Source organism: Serratia sp. 2723, from assembly GCF_050434425.1.
Classification (GTDB): Bacteria; Pseudomonadota; Gammaproteobacteria; order Enterobacterales; family Enterobacteriaceae; genus Chania.
In genome coordinates, this window is the sequence record NZ_JBNDIN010000012.1 from 51,796 (window position 1) to 72,601 (window position 20,806).

General features: G+C 53.5%; 18 protein-coding genes and 1 pseudogene. 12 read left to right on the forward strand and 7 right to left on the reverse strand.

All coding sequences use genetic code 11. From position 1 onward, the window contains the following. Nucleotides 1-316: 316 nt before the first annotated feature. From ABIE29_RS17480 to ABIE29_RS17500, 5 genes and pseudogenes are all read left to right on the forward strand, one after another. Nucleotides 317-1,237, forward strand: coding sequence for a Kdo(2)-lipid IV(A) acyltransferase (locus ABIE29_RS17480; RefSeq protein ID WP_429619930.1), 921 nt, complete (start codon nt 317-319; stop codon nt 1,235-1,237). Between the two features lie 59 nt (nt 1,238-1,296). Further along, on the forward strand, nt 1,297-1,581 hold the full coding sequence (locus ABIE29_RS17485; protein WP_429619931.1) for a YciI family protein: 285 nt from the start codon (nt 1,297-1,299) through the stop codon (nt 1,579-1,581). 41 nt (nt 1,582-1,622) lie between these two features. Beyond that, nucleotides 1,623-1,809 (forward strand): annotated as a pseudogene (locus tag ABIE29_RS17490) (multidrug transporter subunit MdtG); the annotation flags it as partial. Nucleotides 1,810-2,286: 477 nt separating this feature from the next. Then, a complete protein-coding gene (locus tag ABIE29_RS17495; protein ID WP_429619932.1) occupies nt 2,287-3,840 on the forward strand; it encodes a peptide MFS transporter in 1,554 nt (517 codons plus the stop codon). A gap of 338 nt (nt 3,841-4,178) precedes the next feature. Continuing rightward, nucleotides 4,179-4,979, forward strand: coding sequence for an AraC family transcriptional regulator (locus ABIE29_RS17500; protein ID WP_429619933.1), 801 nt, complete (start codon nt 4,179-4,181; stop codon nt 4,977-4,979). Here ABIE29_RS17500 and leuA read toward each other — a convergent pair. Next, nucleotides 4,951-6,618, reverse strand: coding sequence for a 2-isopropylmalate synthase (gene leuA, locus ABIE29_RS17505; protein WP_429619934.1), 1,668 nt, complete (start codon nt 6,616-6,618; stop codon nt 4,951-4,953). The genes ABIE29_RS17500 and leuA overlap by 29 nt on opposite strands. A gap of 175 nt (nt 6,619-6,793) precedes the next feature. Here leuA and ABIE29_RS17510 point away from each other — a divergent pair, with 175 nt between their 5' ends. Both ABIE29_RS17510 and ABIE29_RS17515 read left to right on the forward strand, forming a co-directional pair. Further along, on the forward strand, nt 6,794-7,168 hold the full coding sequence (locus ABIE29_RS17510; RefSeq protein WP_429619935.1) for a MysB family protein: 375 nt from the start codon (nt 6,794-6,796) through the stop codon (nt 7,166-7,168). A 97-nt stretch (nt 7,169-7,265) separates the two neighbouring features. Then, the gene (locus tag ABIE29_RS17515) at nt 7,266-7,814 is read left to right on the forward strand and encodes an N-acetyltransferase family protein (RefSeq protein WP_429619936.1); all 549 of its coding nucleotides are present in this window, start codon (nt 7,266-7,268) and stop codon (nt 7,812-7,814) included. 50 nt (nt 7,815-7,864) lie between these two features. Here the strand turns inward: ABIE29_RS17515 and mdoH are convergent, their stop codons facing one another. Further along, nucleotides 7,865-10,426 carry a glucans biosynthesis glucosyltransferase MdoH gene (gene mdoH, locus ABIE29_RS17520; RefSeq protein WP_429619937.1) on the reverse strand — a complete coding sequence of 854 codons (2,562 nt, stop codon included), beginning with the start codon at nt 10,424-10,426 and terminating at the stop codon, nt 7,865-7,867. Beyond that, nucleotides 10,419-11,987: a glucan biosynthesis protein G gene (locus ABIE29_RS17525; protein ID WP_429619938.1), complete on the reverse strand. Its 1,569-nt coding sequence runs from the start codon at nt 11,985-11,987 to the stop codon at nt 10,419-10,421. The genes mdoH and ABIE29_RS17525 overlap by 8 nt, the downstream gene beginning before the upstream one ends. A 253-nt stretch (nt 11,988-12,240) precedes the next feature. On the opposite strand from ABIE29_RS17525, the gene mdoC reads away from it, so the two are divergent. The 3 genes from mdoC to ABIE29_RS17540 all read left to right on the forward strand — a co-directional run bounded on the left by mdoC (nt 12,241) and on the right by ABIE29_RS17540 (nt 15,933). After that, nucleotides 12,241-13,368 (forward strand): glucans biosynthesis protein MdoC, encoded by a 1,128-nt coding sequence (mdoC, locus tag ABIE29_RS17530; protein WP_429619939.1) that lies wholly within the window; start codon nt 12,241-12,243, stop codon nt 13,366-13,368. A 340-nt stretch (nt 13,369-13,708) separates the two neighbouring features. After that, entirely contained in the window at nt 13,709-13,933 is a 225-nt protein-coding gene (locus ABIE29_RS17535) for a hypothetical protein (protein ID WP_429619940.1), read from the forward strand. A gap of 278 nt (nt 13,934-14,211) precedes the next feature. Next, nucleotides 14,212-15,933: a potassium/proton antiporter gene (locus ABIE29_RS17540; RefSeq protein ID WP_429620013.1), complete on the forward strand. Its 1,722-nt coding sequence runs from the start codon at nt 14,212-14,214 to the stop codon at nt 15,931-15,933. 416 nt (nt 15,934-16,349) lie between these two features. Here the strand turns inward: ABIE29_RS17540 and ABIE29_RS17545 are convergent, their stop codons facing one another. The 3 genes from ABIE29_RS17545 to ABIE29_RS17555 all read right to left on the reverse strand — a co-directional run bounded on the left by ABIE29_RS17545 (nt 16,350) and on the right by ABIE29_RS17555 (nt 17,483). Beyond that, nucleotides 16,350-16,481 carry a hypothetical protein gene (locus ABIE29_RS17545; RefSeq protein ID WP_309206504.1) on the reverse strand — a complete coding sequence of 44 codons (132 nt, stop codon included), beginning with the start codon at nt 16,479-16,481 and terminating at the stop codon, nt 16,350-16,352. 69 nt (nt 16,482-16,550) lie between these two features. Further along, nucleotides 16,551-17,054, reverse strand: coding sequence for a YlaC family protein (locus tag ABIE29_RS17550; RefSeq protein WP_429619941.1), 504 nt, complete (start codon nt 17,052-17,054; stop codon nt 16,551-16,553). Between the two features lie 123 nt (nt 17,055-17,177). Beyond that, nucleotides 17,178-17,483 (reverse strand): hypothetical protein, encoded by a 306-nt coding sequence (locus tag ABIE29_RS17555; RefSeq protein ID WP_429619942.1) that lies wholly within the window; start codon nt 17,481-17,483, stop codon nt 17,178-17,180. A gap of 253 nt (nt 17,484-17,736) precedes the next feature. On the opposite strand from ABIE29_RS17555, the gene ABIE29_RS17560 reads away from it, so the two are divergent. Continuing rightward, nucleotides 17,737-17,844: a hypothetical protein gene (locus tag ABIE29_RS17560; protein ID WP_429619943.1), complete on the forward strand. Its 108-nt coding sequence runs from the start codon at nt 17,737-17,739 to the stop codon at nt 17,842-17,844. 430 nt (nt 17,845-18,274) lie between these two features. Further along, nucleotides 18,275-19,777, forward strand: coding sequence for a glycine betaine/L-proline transporter ProP (gene proP / locus ABIE29_RS17565; protein WP_429619944.1), 1,503 nt, complete (start codon nt 18,275-18,277; stop codon nt 19,775-19,777). Between the two features lie 200 nt (nt 19,778-19,977). Here the strand turns inward: proP and ABIE29_RS17570 are convergent, their stop codons facing one another. Further along, nucleotides 19,978-20,520: a hypothetical protein gene (locus ABIE29_RS17570; RefSeq protein ID WP_429619945.1), complete on the reverse strand. Its 543-nt coding sequence runs from the start codon at nt 20,518-20,520 to the stop codon at nt 19,978-19,980. Nucleotides 20,521-20,806 lie beyond the last annotated feature (286 nt).

Below are 20,806 nucleotides of genomic sequence, written 5' to 3' on the forward strand. Positions count from 1 at the left end.
CTGAATCAATAAACAAATAAAATACTGCCTGACTAATAGGTCGCCCCTTACTACACTTGGCGAAAAAACCAGCGCCCACACCTGATTTAGGCTCAAAAAGGGTGTTTTAATGCGGTGAGTTTTCCTGTTACAAAAGAAAAATGTCACAATACACTATTATAAACGACAGAAAACCATCGCATAGACTGAGTCGTTCGAGCAACCCGCTGTCAGCAAAAAACGCTGATAGCGATCTGCAACATGACGTATGGCAATTCGATGTCTATGTATTTTATCTGTGATTACTGTTAAATGACTGCTTCTAAGCTGAGAACCCATGACGCAAGTTCCTTCTTTCAATCGATCTTTACTGCATCCGCGCTACTGGCTCACCTGGTTTGGCATCGCCATACTCTACCTGCTGGTCCTGCTGCCATACCCGATTATTTATCGTTTAGGGACCGGGTTGGGCCGCTTTTCAATGCGTTTCCTCAAACGCCGGCGAGCGATAACTCAGCGTAACCTGGAACTGTGCTTTCCAGATATGCCAAGGGCCGAACGTGATGCGTTGATCGCCAAAAACTTCGAATCCGTCGGGATGGGGCTGTTTGAAACCGGCATGGCCTGGTTCTGGCCCAACTGGCGCATTGAGCGCTGGTTCAGCGTCAGCGGCCTGGAGCACATTCAAAAGGCCCGGGATAATCATCAAGGGGTGCTGCTGATCGGCCTGCACTTCCTGACGCTGGAGTTGGGTGCTCGCATCTTTGGTATCCACAATCCGGGGATCGGCGTCTACCGTCCACACGATAACAAGCTGATGGACTGGCTACAGACCTGGGGCCGTATGCGCTCGAACAAATCCATGCTGGATCGTAAAGACGTCAAGGGGATGATCCGCGCCCTGAAACAGGGGGAGATAATCTGGTACGCACCGGATCATGACTATGGTCCACGCAGCAGCGTGTTTGCCCCGCTGTTTGCGGTGGAAAAAGCGGCGACGACCACCGGCAGCTATGTGCTGGTACGCATGGGAAAACCGGCGATCATTCCCTTTACGCCACGCCGTCTGCCAGAAGGCAAAGGGTACGAACTCATCATGCAGCCAGCGGTGGAAAACTTCCCGCTGGATGACGAAGTCAAGGCCGCGGCCTTTATGAACAAAGTGGTAGAAAAAGAGATCCTGATGGCGCCGGATCAATATATGTGGCTGCACCGCCGCTTCAAGACCCGCCCGGAAGGTGAGCCTTCTCTCTATTAATCACTACGGGCCAACATGGCCCGCATGATATTGTCACTTTCTCAGCAACAGGAGCTTCTATGTATATCGTCAGCCTGACCTACCACCGCCCGATTGAAGAAGTAGAAAGCCATCTTGAAGGGCATATCGCCTGGTTGAAGCACTATTTTCAAGCTGGCAGCTTTATTGCCTCTGGCCGTAAGAACCCACGTACCGGCGGCGTGATCCTGGTAAAAGACATGGAACGCCCCAAGCTGGATGCCATCCTGGCAGAAGATCCCTTCGTCGCCGTGGCCAATTATGAAGTGACAAACGTCGCTCTCACCACCACCAGCGCCGGATTCGAAGCCTTGGCCGGTGCCTGACCCCTCCGTTCCCGCGCTGTCCAGCGCGGGGATCATTGTCATTCTCCATTTACCAATCTTGCCGTGATATCGGCAACCTCAGCGGCCCAGTGCCCGACGCCGCCGTTTCTGCCAGCTATGGATCCCGCGCGGTATTTTGCATGACGTCGCTGGTGGTGCTATTTAACGCGTTCGGTGCCTGCACGGCGTCCGGCCAGGGTGCGCGAAGATATGCTGCAAGAAGAGTAATAGCGCTATTTATCACCAGTTGTTCTGATAAATATTACCCAAGCCCCGTTTCCCTTACTTTTATTATTGCCACACTCCCGTTGCAACACCACCCCAACCGCTAAGAATGGCATTATTAATACTTTGTTTTTAAACAACAAAATAACACATGGGGCAATAAATCACCTGTCAATGAAAATAACGCCATAACCAACATAAAAACCAATAAAGTAGATGTTTGTCGACTTTTCGTCTAAAAAATGGGATACAGGTACTAGACAAAGCCACCATTCAGTTATCAAATGGTTAAATAATATCACGCCAGAAGTAACATTCTGACCAAGTGAATAAAATGGCCTGCAGGGTTTTCAAGCTTAATAGGCGCTGCGGCCAAGGTTTTGTCAGGTAATCCGCATCAGCGGGATTTCCTCACTTATAGACACAGACATACCACAGTATCTGCTGCCAGCGCGCAGCACATTATATTGGGAAGACTTTATGCAATCCTCTGTTAATCAGAAAGAAAGCCGGACGTTCCTCGGCCATCCATATCCTCTCGGCTCGCTGTTCTTCACTGAAATGTGGGAGCGCTTCTCGTTTTATGGCATTCGACCGTTACTGATCCTGTTTATGGCCGCCACGGTTTATGACGGCGGGATGGGGTTGGCGCGCGAAAATGCCTCGGCGATCGTCGGTATCTTTGCTGGCAGTATGTACCTGGCGGCACTGCCGGGTGGCTGGTTAGCCGATAACTGGCTAGGCCAGCAAAAAGCCGTTTGGTACGGTTCAATCCTGATCGCTCTGGGCCACCTGTCGATTGCCCTGTCCGCTATTATGGGCAACGACCTGTTCTTCGTCGGCCTGATGTTTATCGTGCTCGGTTCCGGCCTGTTCAAAACCTGTATCTCGGTGATGGTCGGTACCCTGTATAAGAAAGGCGATGCGCGCCGTGACGGTGGCTTCTCGCTGTTCTATATGGGCATCAACATGGGCTCCTTCATCGCCCCGCTGATTTCCGGCTGGCTGATCCGCTCACACGGTTGGCACTGGGGCTTCGGCATCGGGGGTATCGGGATGTTGGTGGCCTTGGTGATTTTCCGGGTGTTCGCCGTACCGGCCATGAAGCGCTATGACAGCGAAGTGGGCCTGGACTCAACCTGGAATAGCCCGGTTGCCAAGAAAAATGGCGTGGGTGCCTGGCTGATTGCGCTGGCAGTGGGCGTTGCCGCGATCGTGATTATGATCTCACAAGGTATCATCGTGATTAACCCGGTCGCCGTTGCCAGCATGCTGGTTTACGTCATCGCCGCTTCGGTCACGCTGTATTTTATCTACCTGTTCTTCTTTGCCGGTCTGAGCCGCAAAGAGCGTGCCCGTCTGCTGGTCTGTTTTATCCTGCTGATTTCTGCTGCCTTCTTCTGGTCAGCCTTCGAACAGAAACCGACCTCGTTCAACCTGTTCGCTAACGATTACACCAACCGCATGATCGGCGACTTCGAGATCCCGGCGGTATGGTTCCAATCGATTAACGCACTGTTCATTATCCTGTTGGCGCCAATCTTCAGTTGGGCCTGGCCGGCTCTGGCTCGTAACAAAATCCGCCTGAGCAGCATCACCAAATTCGTGATTGGTATTCTGTTTGCCGCCGCAGGCTTTGGCCTGATGATGCTGGCCGCACAACAAGTGTTGGGCAATGGCGGCGCTGGCGTGTCACCGATGTGGCTGGTGGGCAGTATCCTGATGCTGACGCTGGGTGAGCTTTGCCTGAGCCCGATTGGCCTGGCAACCATGACGCTGCTGGCACCGGATAGAATGCGTGGCCAGATGATGGGCCTGTGGTTCTGTGCCAGCGCGCTGGGCAACCTGGCCGCGGGCTTGATCGGTGGCCACGTGAAAGCGGATCAGTTGGACATGCTGCCAACCCTGTTCGCCCGCTGCTCTATTGCGCTGGTGATCTGTGCCGCCGTGCTTATCCTGCTGATCGTCCCGATCCGCCGCATGCTGGAAAACACCCAGGGTAAAAGAGGTGACAAACCGGTCACGCACGCCTGATAGACACTGAGTATTCAGCCTTCCAAGCCAGCGTTTTGCGCTGGCTTTTTTTATGCCTGTCATGATGAAACAATGCCCCTCACCCTAACCCTCTCCCCCAGGAGAGGGAACCAAGCGGGCTACCACTTGGCTACGGCATTCATCCTCAACATCTCAACGCCTGGACCTGAGCACAACTCCGCACCGGCCCCCTCGCCCTTTGGCAAGGTTGGGGTGAAATAAGCAAACGTGCTGCAACTTGCCTACAGCATCCACCGTCTGCAGGAAATGCGCTTTGCGGTAGCGGCAAGACATGGCATGCTGCAACAGACACGTCATCAGTATCCAGAGGAGGAATAATGCTGTTTAACGTCGATTTTCTTCCTGAGAATCAGTCTATCGTGCCATTTTCAAAGGACTATCAGGATGGTGATAGCAAACCGGATCACTGCCACAACTGCGCCCAACTGATCCATAGCCTTAGCGGCGTGGTACAGGTGAATACACACGTGGGCAGTTGGGTAGTCCCCCCAGGCCGTGGCGTTTGGTTACCGGCCAAAGTGGAACATAATCTGCGTTTTAGCGGTAAGGTGGCGATACGCACGCTGTTCGTCGATCCCCTGGCCCGTGCAGATTTGCCTGCTCAGTGCCAAGTTGTGCAGATTTCTCCCTTATTGCGTGAACTGATTATCAGCGCGATGGATATTCAGCCCGGTTATCGACCCGGCGGACGCGAAGAGCGTATTATGGAACTGATCCTCGATGAGTTGCGTATGCTGCCTATCCTGCCTCTACACCTGCCCGAGCCACGCGATGGCGTCTTATTGACCCTGTGCCAGCACATTCAGCAATCTTTGGCACAGCCTTGGGAGTTGGAGCTGGCGGCGCAGCACATCAACGTCAGTGGCCGTACACTGTCCCGTCGCTTCCAACGTGAAACCGGCCTGCGCTTTAGTGACTGGGTACGTCGTGCCCGCCTGCTGGCGGCACTCAATGCCCTGGCTGCCGGAAAGTCGGTGCTGGAGGTGGCCTTGGATCTGGGCTATGACAGCCCCAGCGCGTTTAGCGCCATGTTCCGCCGCTTGCTTGGCGTTTCCCCCAGCACCTATTTTGCCCAGGCTCAGCCGGCTATCACGGTAAACAGCGGCCAGCCACGTTGAACAGTGCCTGGAGCGAGGCGCTGGCAGAGTCGGTATCGATCCCCACGCCGTAAATGGCCTCCCCCCTTGCAGGCGTACAACGGATATAGGTTACCGCCCGGCTATGGCTCTGATGACCCAGCGTGTGTTCATGGTAGTCGTCGATAGCCAGCACCAGGCCAAAGCGCTGACACAGGGCGTCCACCGCGCTGGACAACAGCCCGTTACCGCTGCCTTGCAGCTGCATTGGCTCCCCCGCCAGAGCTATCTGCGCCGTAAAGCTGTAAGCCGCTCCCCCCTGACTTTGCGTTTGATAACTGAGCAGTTGTAAGCGCGGCTGCTCAACCAATCCGTAGCTGTTGCGGAACAGCCGCCAGATTTCCGCCACCGTCATTTCCTTGCCGCTTTCATCCGTAGCCTGTTGCACCACTTTGCTGAAGTCGATCTGCAAGCCACGCGGCAAGCGCAATCCATGATTCTGCTCCAGCAGCCAGGCGGCACCGCTCTTGCCAGACTGGCTGTTAACGCGGATCACCGCCTCATAGCTGCACCCGACATCTGCCGGGTCGAGCGGCAGATAAGGCACCTGCCATAACCCATCTTCGCGCTGCTGTTGAGCTGCAAAGCCTTTCTTGATGGCGTCCTGATGCGAGCCCGAGAACGCGGTAAACACCAACTCTCCGGCATAAGGATGGCGCGGATGCACCGGTAACTGGTTGCACAGCTCCACCACCTCAACCACTTCCTTCAACCGGCTGAAGTCCAACCCTGGCGCGATGCCCTGGGTATAGAGGTTAAGTGCTAACGTCACCAGATCGACATTACCCGTGCGCTCGCCGTTGCCAAACAGGCAGCCTTCAACCCGGTCAGCCCCTGCCAACATGGCCAACTCGGCACAAGCGACACCGGTACCGCGATCGTTATGTGGATGCACGCTGATGATCACCTGCTGCCGCTGGCTGAAGTGGCGACAGAACCATTCGATCTGATCGGCATAAATATTCGGGGTACTCATCTCCACGGTGGCCGGCAGGTTGATGATCATGGGCCGTTGGCGTTCAGGTTGCCACACGTCCGCCACCGCCTCACAGATTTGCAGGGCAAACTCCAGTTCGGTAAAGCAGAAGGTCTCCGGCGAATACTCGAGGCACCAGTCGGTTTCCGGATGCCGATCGCACCATTGGCGAATACGGCGTGCCCCGTTCACCGCCAACGCTATGGTGGCCGCCTTGTCCTGCTTGAAAACAATGTCACGAAACATCGGGGCGGTGGCGTTATACAGATGCACGATGGCACGCGGTGCCCCTTGTAACGACTCCATCGTGCGGTCGATCAGATCGTCACGCGCCTGCGTCAGCACCTGGATTGAAACGTCATCCGGGATCAGCCGTTGCTCGATCAAGTGACGCACAAAATCAAAATCGGTTTGCGATGCGGAAGGAAATGCCACCTCGATTTCCTTAAACCCGCAGGCCAGTAACAGCTGGTAGAACTGTAGCTTGCGAGCGTTATCCATCGGCTCGGCCAACGCCTGATTGCCGTCACGCAGATCGCTGGAACACCAGCGCGGTGCCTGCTGCTGGGTGCGACCCGGCCACTGACGATCGGGTAAATCGATGGCCGGGAATGGCCGGTACTTGCTTGCTGGGTTAGCTAACATCCTGATTCTCCTACAGACCAAAGGGTGTAGCCATTATTTCCTGCCCATAGCCGCACGTCTCCCGGCGGATGGACAACCATCGTCGCAAAACGGACAACAAAAAATTTGCATCCTGCGGCGATGCGACAACAATTAATGCTGGTGTTCCCCAAGATGATTGAAAAAGGAGATGAGCATGAACCTGTATGCCACGCTGGAAGAAGCGATCGAAGCCGCTCGCGAAGAGTTTATCGAAACGGCGGAAGGCGGCGATGATGAGCCACCGGTCCCCCAACAGTTTAACCTGCAAAAATACATCATGTTGGATGGCGACACGATGTGGCAGGCCGAGTTTTTCGAAGAAGAAGGCGAGTCTGTCGAATGCATGACGATGCGCAGCGGTGCTGCCGCCCAAGCCATTTTTGACGGTGACTACGACGAGATTGAGATCCGCGCAGAATGGATCAACGAAAATACGCTGCATGAGTGGGAGGAAGGGGATTTTCAGCTCGATCCTCCGCTGGATACCGAAGAAGGCCAGAGCGCTACCGACGAATGGGATGAACGTTGAGGTGCATGGGTGGGTACCAGGTTGCCCACCCTCGCCTTGACGCACCTGGCTACTCATTGCATGCTGCTACATTCTTCCTTTAACACAGGCAGCTATCATGCTCATCAGGCAAGCGGTTCCCACTGACTATCCCGCAATTCTGGCTCTACAGGCGCAAAACACTCCAGAGCAACTTAGCCCTCAGCAGCGGCAGCAGGGCTTTATCGTCTCGCAGATGAACGAAAAACAGCTGGCAAGTATCAACAGCGGCCTGGGTATTTTAATCGCTACCGAAGAAGAACAGTTGGCTGGTTTCGTCTGCCTGATGCCAACCGACGCCCAACCCCGGCCACCAATAGTGGATGCCATGCTACACACGCTGGCCACACAGCGGTTTCAAGACCAGGCGTTGGATCAACGGCGGGTATTTCTGTATGGCCCGGTATGCCTGAGTGCCGATTGGCGGGGAAAAGGCGTGCTACGCCAGTTGTTTGCTGCGGTGAAAGCGCGAACTCAGCAGGATTTTGACGTTGGCGCACTGTTTGTTAATGAGGATAACCCGCATTCCTTAGCCGCCCATGTCGCTGGATTGGGAATGACGGCGTTGACCACTTTCCACTGTAACAACCAAAGCTATCAGTTGCTGGTCTTCGCCACAAACAGCTAAAAAAAGGGGGGACACGCAACGCGCATCCCCCCATTAATCCCTACTCGCCGTCAGCGTTGGCCGACAGGATGAGCCTGTTCATTATGCGGTAACTGCCGATAGTGCTCGCGCCAGACCTTGCCCTGCGGCAGCAGCCAAATGCGCTGATGCAGGCGTGACAACGCCACCGGATCGCTTAACAGCTCAAGGCGTTTGGCTTTCGCCAACTTCTCTGGCCCTACCTCCAGCGCCTCATTCACCCGCTCTTCGCGCGTCCGATCGATAATGGCACGCAGATGATGACGAGCCGTTGCCAGCGCGGTAGCCAAGGCGTTGTAGGACGGGTCTACCGCCGCATGCATAAAGCCGTTGCGCAAGGCACGCTGGCGATTCAGTTGCAGATAGGTGTCTGTGGCAACCAGCTCACGCGGCGGATCGTACTCTTCCGGGATCAGGAACAGCTTGGCTCGCTTGCTCTTGAGACCGAGCGTAGCGCGGCTCGACAACGCCGAAACAAACGGTGACAGGATCAGCGAGAAGACGATCGGTGACAGCCACCACAGGAAGTTCAGATCCAGCAATGCCATGCCGCCGCCCCAAACCAGCCCCAACAGCATTTGCGAACCGTGACGCTTGAAGGCTTCACCCCAAGGGGTGTCATCATCATCACGCTGCGGCGAATTCCACACCACTTCCCAACCCAGGAAGGCGCTGACCACAAACACGGTATGGAACAGCATGCGCACCGGCGCCAACAGCACTGAGAACATCACTTCCATCAGCATGGAAATCAACAGCCGGATCGGCCCGCCGTACTGCTTCGACCCTTTCGCCCAAACCAGCACGATGCTCAGCAACTTCGGCAAGAACAGCAGCACCATGGTGGTGGAGAACAGCGCAATAGCCAGTTCTGGCTTCCACCGTGGCCACACCGGGAACAACTGCCAGGGTTGCAGGAAGTATTGCGGCTCCACCAGCGTATGTTCCACCTGCAAGGCGGTGGACAGCGCCAGGAACATAAACCACAACGGCGCCGACAGGTAGGACATGACCCCGGTCAGGAACACCGCACGGTGTACCGGGTGCATGCCTTTTACCAGGAACAGGCGGAAGTTCATCAGGTTACCATGACACCAACGGCGGTCGCGTTTCAGCTCGTCCAGCAGGTTAGGCGGTAACTCTTCATAGCTGCCCGGCAGATCGTAGGCAATCCACACGCCCCAGCCAGCACGACGCATCAATGCGGCTTCCACAAAGTCATGGGAGAGGATGGAACCGGCAAACGAGCCTTCACCCGGCAACGGAGCCAACGCGCAGTGCTCGATGAAGGGTTTCACCCGGATGATGGCGTTATGGCCCCAGTAATGGGATTCGCCCAACTGCCAGAAGTGCAGACCGGCGGTGAACAACGGACCATAGAGGCGCGTAGCAAACTGCTGCACGCGGGCATACAGCGTATCCATACCTGACGCTTTTGGTGCAGACTGGATGATACCGGCGTTCGGGTTAGCTTCCATCAAGCGCACCAGGCCGGTGAGGCACTCGCCGCTCATCACGCTGTCCGCGTCCAGGATCACCATGTAGCTGTACTCACCGCCCCAACGACGGCAGAAGTCGTCGATGTTGCCGCTCTTGCGCTTCACGCGACGACGGCGACGGCGGTAGAAGATGCGTCCGTGGCCCTCAACATCGCGACACAGCTCCATCCAGGCTTTCTGTTCGGCGACGCAGATATCGGGATCGTAACTGTCACTCAGCACATAGATATCGAAATGCTCAAGCTGACCGGTTGCCTTCACCGACTCGTAGGTTGCCCGCAACCCGGCAAATACCCGTTCGACGTCTTCGTTACAGATCGGCATGATCAACGCGGTACGGTGCGCCGGATCGATCGGCTCATCGCCCTTGATGGTTGAAGAGATGCTGTATTTATCTTTACCTATCAGCAGTTGCAGGAACCCCATCAGTGCCGTCCAGAAGCCGGCCGAGACCCAGCAGAACAGGATGGCAAACAGGATCAGAATACCGGTCTGCAAAAGATAAGGTAATATTTGCAGCAGCGACTGCATCAGATCCTGATCCCACATGGCGATAGGATCGATCAGCGCCCAGCCCTGATAAGGCAGAATGCTTTTCATGTACCAGGTGGCAATGCCGGTTTGCACCAACATCAGGATCAACAGCACGTAACGGCGCATTGAGCCGACGATACGCCAGCGGTTTTCCGCCTCGGCCTCTTCTTTGCTGGCATGACGATTGTGCGTCTTACGGCCCAGCAGAGTATCCCAGAAGCGCCCCACCGGGTTGGTGCGCCAGGCTTCGGGGAACATGGTGGTACGTTTTACCGGCGGCGTAGCTTTCAGAATGGTGCGCCCTTCCGGGTCACAATCAAAATCGTCGTCATCGACGGCATCCGGCCAAGCCTGGCCAATACGCGCCTTGACCGAGGCCAGGGCAATGTCATCGGCTGACAGCGACGCCACATTGACATCAGAGGCCCCCATCTGACGATGCAAAGCCTCCAGTGCCGGGCTATCGCCCGCCATCACGTGTTGTTTGAGCGCCCCTGACTGCTCATCGGTCAGGGGCATTGCCGCAAGATATTCCTGGGCAGTTTCAGTAGACTTATTCATTGGCAGGTAGCTGATAGCTCCAGGTTTCCGACAGGGTCTTGTCACCGTTGACCAACGCAGCACGCATTTCTACCGGTTGTTTCTCGTCTTTCACTTTCAAACGTACCGTCAAACGCCAGCCTTTGGTTACCGGATTATAGCGGACGCTGTTTTCCACCATCTCACCGTTGTCACCAATGCTGATCTGAGAAGCCACCGGCGTATTGGCATCCAGCGCTTTCAGTGCCGGGCCGACGAAGTCAACCAGGAACGCCACGCTGCCATCCGGCTCGCGGATCAGGTTTGACTGCTTCACATCACCGGTTGAACGCATGGTTTTACCCACGTAAGCGATATCCTGTGAATGCAGCTTCTCTTCGTCGCGGGTGAAGTACAGGCGGTAGTTCAAAGCCAGCGGCGTTTTTGCATCTGGCAACACGTCCGGCGTCCAGAACGCCACGATGTTATCGTTGGTTTCATCCGCGGTTGGGATCTCTACCAGTTCAACCTTGCCCTTGCCCCAATCGCCACGCGGCTCAACCCAAGCGCTCGGACGCAGGTCGTAACGATCGTCCAGGTCCTGGTAGTCACGGAAATCGCGACCACGCTGTAGCAGACCAAAGCCTTTCGGGTTTTCGATGCTGTAAGTGCTGACCGACAGGTGCTTGGGATTGTTCAGCGGACGCCAGATCCACTCGCCGTTACCGGCATGGATCGACAGACCATTGGAGTCGTGCAGCGCCGGGCGGTAGTTCAGCGTTGGTGAAGGTTGGCTCGGCCCGAACAGGAACATACTGGTCAACGGCGCCATACCCAGCTTGCCCACTTTGTCGCGCAGGAACACTTTGGACTGGACATCTACCGTGGTATCGCGGCCGGGGTAAACCACAAAACGGTAGGCGCCGGTGGCTCGTGGAGAATCCAGCAAGGCATAAATCACCAGATGCTTGTCGCCCTGCTTAGGACGTTCGATCCAGAACTCACGGAAACGCGGGAATTCTTCGCCAGATGGCAAGGCGGTATCGATAGCCAACCCACGGGCAGAAAGCCCATAAACCTGCCCTTTACCCACCACGCGGAAATAGCTGGCACCCAGCATGCTCATGATTTCGTCGTTCTTATCCGCTCTGTTGACCGGATAGAGTACTTTAAAGCCGGCGAAACCCAGTTTCTTCACCGAATCGGGATCGTGTTTGACGGAACCAAAGTCGAAAAAGTCCGGGCTGTATTTGATCTCTTTGACGGAGCTGGCCGTGACCTCGTTGATGGTGACCGGCGTGTCGAAGTACATTCCTTGATGGTAGAACTCAAGCTTGAAAGGGGTTTTCAGCTTACTCCACACGGCTTTGTCGTGATTGAACTGGATCTGCTGATAGTCCGCGAACTTCAGTTCACGGAACTGAGAAGGAAGGTTGCTCTTCGGGGCTTCAAAGCCTTTTCCTGCCAGAGCCTGTGCCTGTTTGGCCACATCGTCGATAGAAAAAGCCCATGCCTGCGAACTCAACAACGTGCACAAAACGGTAGCACCTAACCAACGTACGCTCGTGGCGCGTGGTTTTTTTGATAATAGATTTACTAGCACATCCCCCCCTATTCGTGTGCTCAAAATATTCAAAATCCATATTAATGGATTATTCAGCTCGCCGACAACATGATAAACGTGTGCTGATGTTTACGGCTTCGAGTTTAAGCAGTTGTGCAGCGTAGCAAGCCGTGCTCCAAGACGCTATGGAAAAATGTCGGTCGCTATAGTAGGGTTTGAGTTTGCGATTACCCCATTGCCGAGTTATTAAGCGGGTTTACACTTCCCCAGATGCAACCACCAGCGGTAACCTATGACTAACAGCACTAACCAGCGCGAGTTTTTCCTGGATTCGATCCGGGCCTATTTGATGCTGCTGGGCATTCCTTTTCATCTTTCTCTGATTTACTCCAGCCACTCGTGGGCGGTGAACAGTGCGACCCCGTCGGTTTCGCTGACGGTGCTCAACGACTTTATTCACGCCTTTCGCATGCAGGTGTTCTTCATTATCTCCGGCTACTTCTCCTACATGCTGTACGAACGCTATGACAGCCAGCGCTGGTTGAAGGTCCGCCTGGAGCGGGTTGCCATTCCGCTGTTGAGTTCTATCCCATTGATTACCCTGCCACAGTTTTTTTTACTCAAGAACTACACTGATAAATTAACCGGCTGGGATACCTTTACCCTCTATCAAAAAATAAACGTGGCGGTTTGGGAGCTGGTTTCCCATCTGTGGTTTTTATTAACCTTATGCTTATTGACCTGTGCCTGCTTTTATCTGTTTAAAAAAATTAAGGCGATAAAAACGTCAGCGGTACCGTGGCCAATAAATAAAATGACCAATCTCAGCAATATCTCATTGTGGTTTTTATTGTATGCCTTTATATACGGCGTGTTTCATCGCATTATTTTAATCACCGCCCCGTATTTACTGTCTAATGGCCTGTTCAACTTTGTGGTGATGGAAACCCTGTTCTACCTGCCGTTCTTCATTGTGGGGGCCTACGCGTTTAAGTACCCATGGCTGAAAGCGGTGTTCCTCAAGCCCTCATGGCCAGCTGTCCTGGGCTCGCTGCTGCTGTTGGTAGCCTACATGCTCAACCAGAAACTGCTGGCGCACAGCAGCTTTGGATTTGAACTGGAAATCACGATCAAAGCCGTGCTCGGGGTCCTGATGGCCAACGTGGTGTTCGCATTTGGCCATGCGCTGCTCGATTTCCATTCGCCTCGCATTACCTATCTGGTCAACGCTTCACTGTTTATCTATCTGGTTCACCATCCGCTGACGCTGATATACGGGGCCTTTGTGACCCCGCTGATCGATAATAATCTGCTGGGTTTCCTGCTGGGTCTGGTGTTCGTCTTTGCCTGCGCCTTCCTGTTATATGAGTTGCACAAGCGCATCCCGCTGTTACGCTTCCTGTTCTCTGGCAAAGCCTAACCTCCCGTGCACGGGCGTTGTTTGCAGCGCCCTGCCACATGACACGCCTCAATATGGTCCTCCGTGTAGGGGCGCGGCATGCCGCGCTCGCTTGGCTATAATTATCACTCCCCCTGGGTGAGCTGGTGGTCAGCGCACCTATTACTCAACCGATCGTGACTCGTTGATGCAAAGTTGTACTGGAGCATATTGCGGTGAGTTGTTATAACTACAGTGCATAAGAAAAAATCCACATCCCTGCCTTACGGTAGCGATTGGGCTCACGAACCCTAAGGGATGGCGCATCACCATCGCGTGCGCCGGTAACATTTCCCTTCCGTCACGACAGAGAGGATTTTTAATGACCGATAAACCGACCGCGGCAGCCGAAGCCGTAGCAGAAAACGCCACACTACTGAAAATCTTGGGCAGACTGCTGTCTGCACTGGATTCTTCCATCAGTGGCAAAGATCGCAGTGTGTTGGTAACCGAGCTTTCCAGCCTCAACCTGGACGGGATCTCCGAAGCAGAAAGGAAACTGGCAACCGAATTAATCAAGCGTGCCCTGCAATCACTCGATCACTAACCTCCTGCCTGCAAACCATTAAGCCTCCTGCCGGGGGGTTAATGGTTTTTCATCAATAATCTGTTTCCAACCCTCCTCAATCAGCTGATAAATAGGCATAAAAGCCGCAATACCCACATTTCACCTCTCTTTTCAGCAAATTTTACGACAAGTAGCCATAATGGCATTATTTTTTGGCAATCAGCCTTGGCGTTGCACAGGAAAAACAGGCTATTATGACGTGGTGTCTATGCTTTGGCGCCCCACCCTTTCAGCTCAACTCGCAGGAGAACATTATTTTGGATGCCAGCACGATCAATAGCTTGTTCATCATCGGTGCCGTGTTGGTGGGAGCAAGTATTCTGCTCAGTTCTTTCTCTTCACGCCTGGGTATTCCCATTTTGGTGATCTTCCTGGCGATAGGCATGCTGGCCGGTGTTGACGGCCCCGGTGGCATCGCCTTCGACAACTATCCTGTCGCCTATCTGGTCAGTAACCTGGCTCTGGCAGTGATCCTGCTCGACGGCGGTATGCGTACCCGCGTCAGCTCCTTCCGTGTCGCACTGTGGCCAGCATTGTCACTGGCCACCGTCGGCGTATTGATCACCGCCGGTCTGACGGGCCTGGCCGCCGCCTGGCTGTTTAACCTCGATTTGATCCAGGGGCTGCTGATCGGCGCCATTATCGGATCGACCGATGCGGCAGCGGTGTTTTCACTGTTGGGCGGAAAAGGGCTGAACGAGCGTGTCAGCGCGACGCTGGAAATCGAGTCAGGCAGCAACGACCCGATGGCGGTGTTTTTAACCATCACCCTGATTGCCATGATCTCCGCAGGTGAAACCTCGCTAAGCTGGATGTTCATCGTCCATCTATTACAGCAGTTCGGTATGGGCATCGTGCTCGGCCTGGGCGGCGGCTGGTTACTGATGACGCTAATCAATCACATCAAGCTGGCGGAAGGGCTGTATCCGCTGCTGGCCGTGAGCGGCGGCATCTTGATCTTTGCGCTGACCACCGCTCTGGATGGCAGCGGTATTCTGGCGGTCTATCTGTGCGGCCTGCTGCTGGGTAACCGCCCAATCCGTAACTACCACGGCATTGTGCAAACCTTCGACGGCCTGGCCTGGCTGAGCCAGATCGGCATGTTCCTGGTGCTGGGCCTGTTGCTTAACCCGCACGACCTGTTACCTATCGCCATCCCTGCCCTGCTGCTCTCGCTGTGGATGATCCTGTTTGCCCGCCCGATTTCAGTATTTATCGGCCTGCTGCCGTTTCGCAACTTCAACCTGCGCGAACGCCTGTTTATCTCCTGGGTGGGATTACGCGGCGCAGTGCCGGTGATCCTGGCGGTGTTCCCGATGATGGCCGGGCTACCCAATGCCAATCTGTTCTTTAACGTCGCGTTCTTTGTGGTGTTGGTTTCACTGCTGTTGCAGGGTACTTCGCTGTCCTTTGCCGCCAAAAAGGCCAAGGTGGTGGTGCCACCGGCATTGGCCCCGATTTCCCGCGTGGGGCTGGATGTTCATCAGGAAAACCAATGGGAGCAGTTTGTCTATCAGCTAAGCGCAGAAAACTGGTGCGTTGGCGCGGCGCTGCGCGAACTCAAGATGCCACCGGGAACGCACATTGCCGCGCTGTTCCGTGGCAAAGAACTGTTACACCCGAGCGGCAGCACCCGCTTGCTGGCAGGTGATACCCTGTGCGTTATTGGCCATGAACACGATCTGCCTGCGTTGGGTAAGCTGTTCAGCCAAGCGCCTACGGTTACGCTCGATGAGCGGTTCTTCGGTGATTTCATTCTGCAATCCGATGCGCGCCTGAGTGATATCTCTCAGGTCTACGGTCTGAATCTGCAAGATGGCGTGGACGATCAGCAAACGCTCGGCCAGTTCGTCACCCGGTTAATCGGGGGGGAAGCCGTGGTGGGGGACCAGGTGGAATGGGATGGTTTGACCTGGACGATCGCGGAGATGGATGCTAATCAAATCAGTAAAATAGGCGTCAAGATCGTTACCGATTAACCCGTTAATCGCCATTAACCACTCCGTTGCGGGAACTAATCCGGCCCGTAAAACTCTTAATGACTGTCATTCATGCCCACCTCAGCGTTGAGGTGGGCCGTTTGCGGCACATCAAGCCCCGGATAAGATCTTGAGCAGCAAAACGAAGTTCTTTTCAGCCTTGAACGTCATCGCTTGGAGCGTTGTCTTACTGGATTTGGGTATCGCCGATTTGGTCCATCGAATACTACTTGGATGATGTAACCTGATGCAAAAACAACAAGAGAAAGACTTACTGGGAAAGGTACTGCTGACCGTTTCTGCCCTGTGCCTCGTCACCGTGGCCGGGCTGTTGATCTGGGGTTTTGTGCTGGATTGAGGCAATATCGGCGGGTGAGCATAAAAAAACCGCCGCAGCGGTTTTTTTGGTAATTCGATTAGATTTTACAGCCTTCGCAGTCTTCTTCATCCTCAAGAATTTCAGGAATTTCCCTGGCCTTCTGTGCCGCATTTTTTTCCGCTTTGGCTAATTCGTCATCAATGTCAAAATCAAAAATATCATCACTCATCGCTATTTCCTAAGAATAGTCTCATAACCAATGACTATTATAGCCAACATCGACACCGGCGCAACCTATTCAGCTCAGTACGGCCTGCTGTGCAGACGGGGTGGCTAACCTTTTGGCATAGGCCAGATCGTATACGTCATAGAAATCAATCTCGCCCTTGTTGGCGATGATTTCCTGCATACGGGTTTTCAACACCGAACTCACCGCAGGTTCGTTCAACAGCGCCTGGATGGCCTGCGGCGACAGTGCGCGCGTAAAGTACCATTCCCCATTGTAACAAACTCGCAGATCCAACACGCCAATGTCCTCAAAGCGGTAAACCGGTTTGATTTCAATCAGCAGCATGGCAAACATAAACAGCACAAAGGCAGTAAAACCCAGGAACGAATACAGCCCCATATAGGGCACCGGGTACATCACTGCGATCACCGCAAAATAGCCAGCGAACATGGCAAAACACAGCCAACGGTGGGTACGTGCAAACTCGCTGTTGAAACGCGGTTTGCCGTCACGCCCTTCCCGCCGGTTAATCTGTTCTATCTCTGCAACCAGGATGTTCTTAATCGTATCCATCGCCATACCTTAATGCTTCAGCGCATCGTGACTATCACCAATCTCAGCCCAAACTAGCACAATGACAGTTTATTGAGGTAGATCAATTCCTGCATTATTCGCCGCAAACTGTTATAGCTCGGATCAGCGTGATTGTGATGCCCTTCCCTGCCCCTGCGCAACCATAAACATACGTTGTGCCACATCATCCGCCTGCTTGATTTTACGTTTCTGCGGTTCGTTACAGCGCTGAGCGGCACGCACATAGGCGATTTCATGTGCCTGATCGATCATCGTGATCACCTTGTCGCGCGCTGTTTTATCCATATTACCCAATAGGGTGGTGATGATCGCCTGGTAGGCATTGGAGGCAGCAGTGAGTGCCTGTTCACGGGCTTCCAATACTTCTATACGCTGCAAAAGCACTTGAAGCAGTTCGGTATCAGACATATCCACCTCCACTAACCGGGCAACGCTGCCTGTAATAAGTGTAGCAAGGGTTGCGCTATCACGATGGGTTTCAATATGTTGCTACTGGGATAGAATAACGGGACATCCTCTGGAGCCTTAAAATAGCTATAACAAAGAGCATCACATGCCATCGAAACATTACCGCTCGATCCCGTTTGACGCGCGAACAGGCGCAGAAACGGGTGGATGAGATCCGCCATCCTGACTTTTTTCTGAGTCGGAGCAAAAAACGATGGTTTACAATCGCTCCTACAGCGCTGACTCGCCGAAAAAACAGCGCGAGATCCTGCTCGAAAATGCTATCGCCACTTACTGGGATGGCTATGACGGCAAGCCTTAACCGGACGACCTGCTAGCAGCGCCCCCTGCGCTTGTATCTGTGAGGGGGCCTTAACGCTGTATCATCCCTGTACTTTTCGGCGACATCGTAGACAGGTGTTCGGAGACATGCTGAACACTTTTCAACACCCTTTATTGATGAAAATCGCCCCATCCGTCAGACAATCCTGCTGCGAAAGCCACTGAAAAACATAGCATTTTTTACTCGGTTTGATTCAAACCCCAGATAACGCTAAGCTATATGACAAGAAAAACTAATCCTAAGGATGACATTTTTTGTTTAAAACCCTATTTATTGTGATAAGACTCTCAGAAAAAACCACGAGGACAATCTTCAAAACAGAGGTGACATTAGCCTGACTGATATCTTGACCAATAAAAATGAGCGGGCCGACGAACTCGCCGACGATCAATTTTGCATGGGATGATTTATGAAGCTAAGAAAAAAAAAGCATAAACCACTACAGATTAATGACATCACTATTATTGATGACAGCAAGTTAAAGAAAGCCATTACCGCCGCCGCATTAGGCAACGCCATGGAATGGTTTGACTTCGGTGTTTACGGCTTTGTCGCCTACGCACTGGGCCAGGTGTTCTTCCCTGGCGCCTCGCCTGGCGTGCAGATGATCGCCGCTCTGGCCACCTTCTCGGTTCCTTTCCTGGTACGTCCTTTGGGTGGCGTCTTCTTTGGCGCCATGGGCGATAAATTCGGCCGCCAGAAAGTGTTATCCATCACTATCATTATTATGGCGATCAGTACCTTCTGTATCGGCCTGATCCCGTCCCACGCCTCGATTGGCATCTGGGCCCCTATCCTGCTGTTGCTGGCCAAACTGGCACAGGGCTTCTCCGTCGGTGGGGAGTATTCTGGCGCAGCCATCTTTGTGGCCGAGTATTCACCAGACCGTAAGCGCGGATTTATGGGCAGCTGGCTCGACTTTGGTTCCATCGCCGGCTTCGTATTAGGGGCGGGTGTGGTCGTACTCATCTCCAGCATCGTGGGTGAGGCTAACTTCCTCGACTGGGGCTGGCGTATTCCGTTCTTCCTGGCAGCACCGCTAGGGGTGATTGGCCTGTATTTGCGCCATGCCCTGGAAGAAACGCCAGCGTTCCAGCAGCATATGGACAAAATGGAACAGAACGACCGTGAGGCGATCCAAAACCCGCCGAAAACCTCGTTCAAAGAGATCGCCACCAAACACTGGAGAAGCCTGCTGGTATGCGTAGGTATCGTGATCTCGACCAACGTGACCTACTACATGCTGTTGACCTACATGCCAAGCTACCTGTCGCATAACCTGCACTATTCCGAAGACCACGGCGTGCTGATTATCATTGCCATCATGCTCGGGATGCTGTTCGTTCAGCCGTTGGTGGGCCTGACCAGCGACCGTATTGGCCGTAAGCCATTTATCATCGGCGGCAGCATTGGCCTGTTGCTGCTGGCCATCCCCAGCTTCATCCTGATTAACAGTAACGTGATTGGCCTGATTTTTGTTGGCCTGCTGATCCTGGCCGTGCTGCTCAACGCCTTTATCGGGGTGATGGCGTCAATACTGCCTGCTATGTTCCCTACCCACATCCGCTATAGCGCATTGGCCATTGCATTCAATATCTCGGTACTGATTGCGGGTGCCACGCCGACGCTGATCGCCTGGCTGGTCGAATCCACCGGTAACCTGTATATGCCAGCCTACTATCTGATGGTGGTGGCAGCGATTGGTCTGGTTACCGGCCTGTATATGAAAGAGACGGCCAACAAGCCGCTGCGCGGTGCTGCACCTGCCGCCTCTGACCGCACGGAAGCCAAAGAACTGCTGCAGGAAACTTACGATAATATCGAGCAGAAAGTGGAAGATATCAGCCAGCAAATCGCCGATTTGGAGCAGAAAAAGCAAACGCTGATCGACCAGCATCCAAAACTGGATTAATCCACCGTTAGTCGATGTAGGCCAGAGCTCGTTTGCGTAACGACTCTGGCCTTTTTATTACTCTCAATGGGTGCAACATGCAGCACTCCTACATGACAAGCCGGTTACGTTTTTGTCAGCGGCCTCGTTCTTTGACGTAGCGCAAGGGTACTGCATCTCGCAGTACCCAGTCGGTCGGTGAAATTCTCCAAAAGAAATGATCAAATTACAATATAACAAAATGGCGTTTTATCTATTTCTTTCAGCAAGACATGCTTCTTACGCGATTTCGTCAAGTAGTATTTATCATCCAAATATTTATCAATAAGATAATCAAGTCGATCTTTTTCAATCTTTCGCGTGATCCCGAGGGTCCAGAAGCTACGTAGTTCGAGTTGTGAGCTTTTGATTTTGGCGGTTTTTACCAAGTCTGCAATCATATTTTTAATGCAGCTGGTTGAGTCAATATTCTGTTTCATTTCCAGTGCGATATAACTCTCTTGCGCCCACCCTTTTTTACGCAGCAGGAAATCAGGGCGGACCGTTCTGCGCTCTGGTTTTTTACGCAGATCGCAGTAGAGAGTCTGTTCACGCCACCATTCATGGCTCGTTGACGTTAGCAGATTAGCAAACTCAATCTGCATCCAAACTTCCCAGCCAGAGATATCGTACTGATCAATGATATTTAATTTCTGACGAATATCCTCACGTTCAAAAAAGAGATCTAGCAGTGTTGTGAGGTGTTCAAAATCGCGGTCAAGCATTAAGAAATCCCTTCAAAAAAAGCTAAAAAATGTTGGCACCGGTAATATTGTTTACCTATCGGCTACATCCCCGTCAAGCCAATGATGCCAGTGCCATCATTGGTAAACTGCAAAGCAATAGTACTGCGGAACACTGTTGAATTCTCCACCCTGATTCAAAAAAATATTGGGTTGAGTTCAAAAACTGTGCGACACCTTTGTCTACCCTTGGATGATTTCAAGTTCTATTCAGTAAGAGCCATAGCGTAACCGCCTTGCAGCATCTGCTCATTGCGGCTCCTCAGAA

Excerpts from the sequence above, each read along its gene's own strand:
- ABIE29_RS17485 (WP_429619931.1), top strand. The coding sequence starts at position 1,297 with ATGTATATCGTCAGCCTGACCTACCACCGCCCGATTGAAGAAGTAGAA.
- mdoC (WP_429619939.1), top strand. The coding sequence starts at position 12,241 with ATGACTAACAGCACTAACCAGCGCGAGTTTTTCCTGGATTCGATCCGG.
- proP (WP_429619944.1), top strand. The coding sequence starts at position 18,275 with ATGAAGCTAAGAAAAAAAAAGCATAAACCACTACAGATTAATGACATC.
- ABIE29_RS17510 (WP_429619935.1), top strand. The coding sequence starts at position 6,794 with ATGAACCTGTATGCCACGCTGGAAGAAGCGATCGAAGCCGCTCGCGAA.
- ABIE29_RS17570 (WP_429619945.1), bottom strand. The coding sequence starts at position 20,520 with ATGCTTGACCGCGATTTTGAACACCTCACAACACTGCTAGATCTCTTT.
- mdoH (WP_429619937.1), bottom strand. The coding sequence starts at position 10,426 with ATGAATAAGTCTACTGAAACTGCCCAGGAATATCTTGCGGCAATGCCC.
- ABIE29_RS17560 (WP_429619943.1), top strand. The coding sequence starts at position 17,737 with ATGGTTTACAATCGCTCCTACAGCGCTGACTCGCCGAAAAAACAGCGC.
- ABIE29_RS17495 (WP_429619932.1), top strand. The coding sequence starts at position 2,287 with ATGCAATCCTCTGTTAATCAGAAAGAAAGCCGGACGTTCCTCGGCCAT.
- ABIE29_RS17535 (WP_429619940.1), top strand. The coding sequence starts at position 13,709 with ATGACCGATAAACCGACCGCGGCAGCCGAAGCCGTAGCAGAAAACGCC.
- ABIE29_RS17500 (WP_429619933.1), top strand. The coding sequence starts at position 4,179 with ATGCTGTTTAACGTCGATTTTCTTCCTGAGAATCAGTCTATCGTGCCA.
- ABIE29_RS17550 (WP_429619941.1), bottom strand. The coding sequence starts at position 17,054 with ATGGATACGATTAAGAACATCCTGGTTGCAGAGATAGAACAGATTAAC.
- ABIE29_RS17515 (WP_429619936.1), top strand. The coding sequence starts at position 7,266 with ATGCTCATCAGGCAAGCGGTTCCCACTGACTATCCCGCAATTCTGGCT.
- ABIE29_RS17480 (WP_429619930.1), top strand. The coding sequence starts at position 317 with ATGACGCAAGTTCCTTCTTTCAATCGATCTTTACTGCATCCGCGCTAC.
- ABIE29_RS17545 (WP_309206504.1), bottom strand. The coding sequence starts at position 16,481 with ATGAGTGATGATATTTTTGATTTTGACATTGATGACGAATTAGCCAAA.
- ABIE29_RS17555 (WP_429619942.1), bottom strand. The coding sequence starts at position 17,483 with ATGTCTGATACCGAACTGCTTCAAGTGCTTTTGCAGCGTATAGAAGTA.
- leuA (WP_429619934.1), bottom strand. The coding sequence starts at position 6,618 with ATGTTAGCTAACCCAGCAAGCAAGTACCGGCCATTCCCGGCCATCGAT.